The 957-nt window shown below is 50.3% G+C and carries 2 protein-coding genes; both read right to left on the bottom strand.

Annotated elements, in window-relative coordinates; translation table 11 throughout:
• Positions 1-78: 78 nt before the first annotated feature.
• Complete coding sequence (locus HP552_RS00205) at positions 79-519, bottom strand: recombination protein NinB (RefSeq protein WP_000736903.1); 441 nt, start codon at positions 517-519, stop codon at positions 79-81.
• A gap of 73 nt (positions 520-592) precedes the next feature.
• On the bottom strand, positions 593-883 hold the full coding sequence (locus HP552_RS00200; protein ID WP_000145933.1) for a protein ren: 291 nt from the start codon (positions 881-883) through the stop codon (positions 593-595).
• Between the last annotated feature and the right edge of the window lie 74 nt (positions 884-957).

The following is a 957-nucleotide window of genomic DNA, read 5'->3' as shown; positions in this document are numbered from 1 at the left end:
TACCTGCCCGTCGCTTTTGCTCCATTAGCCAGAGCAAATATGCTGACGTCCTGCCACCGGAGAAACTAACGACATTTATCATGCAGCCCTGTCTCCCCATCTCGCTTTCCACTCCAGAGCCAGTCTCGCTTCGTCTGACCACTTAACGCCACGCTCTGTACCGAATGCCTGTATAAGCTCTAATAGCTCCGCAAATTCGCCTACACGCATCCTGCTGGTTGACTGGCCTATTACCACAAAGCCATTCCCGGCAAGGTTAGGAACAACATCCTGCTGCTTTAATGCTGCGGTAAACACACACTTCCAGCTTTCTGCATCCAGCCAGCGACCATGCCATTCAACCTGACGAGAGACGTCACCTAAGCAGGCCCATAGCTTCCTGTTTTGGTCTAAGCTGCGGTTGCGTTCCTGAATGGTTACTACGATTGGTTTGGTTGGGTCTGGAAGGATTTGCTGTACTGCGTGAATAGCGTTTTGCTGATGTGCTGGAGATCGAATTTCAAAGGTTAGTTTTTTCATGACTTCCCTCTCCCCCAAATAAAAAGGCCTGCGATTACCAGCAGGCCTGTTATTAGCTCAGTAATGTAGATGGTCATCTTTTAACTCCATATACCGCCAATACCCGTTTCATCGCGGCACTCTGGCGACACTCCTTAAAAACCAGGTTCGTGCTCATCTTTCCTTCCCGTTCTTCCCTGGTAGCAAACCGGTAATACACCGTTCGCCAGACCTTACCTTCGATAACCAGAAGACCTGCCCGTGCCATTTTAGCCGCGGCCTGATTTATGCTGGTTACTGTTGCGCCTGTTAGCGCGGCAACGTCCGGCGCACAGAAGCTATTATGCGTCCCCAGGTAATGAATAATTGCCTCTTTGCCCGTCATACACTTGCTCCTTTCAGTCCGAACTTAGCTTTGATTTCTGCGATCTTCGCCAGAGCCTGTGCACGATTTAGAGG

This window comes from Paenibacillus xylanilyticus (assembly GCF_013359935.1).
In the GTDB taxonomy this organism is placed as follows: domain Bacteria; phylum Bacillota; class Bacilli; order Paenibacillales; family Paenibacillaceae; genus Paenibacillus; species Paenibacillus xylanilyticus.
The sequence above is the reverse complement of the archived record's forward strand: the minus strand, read 5'-3'. Positions and strand labels throughout refer to the sequence as shown.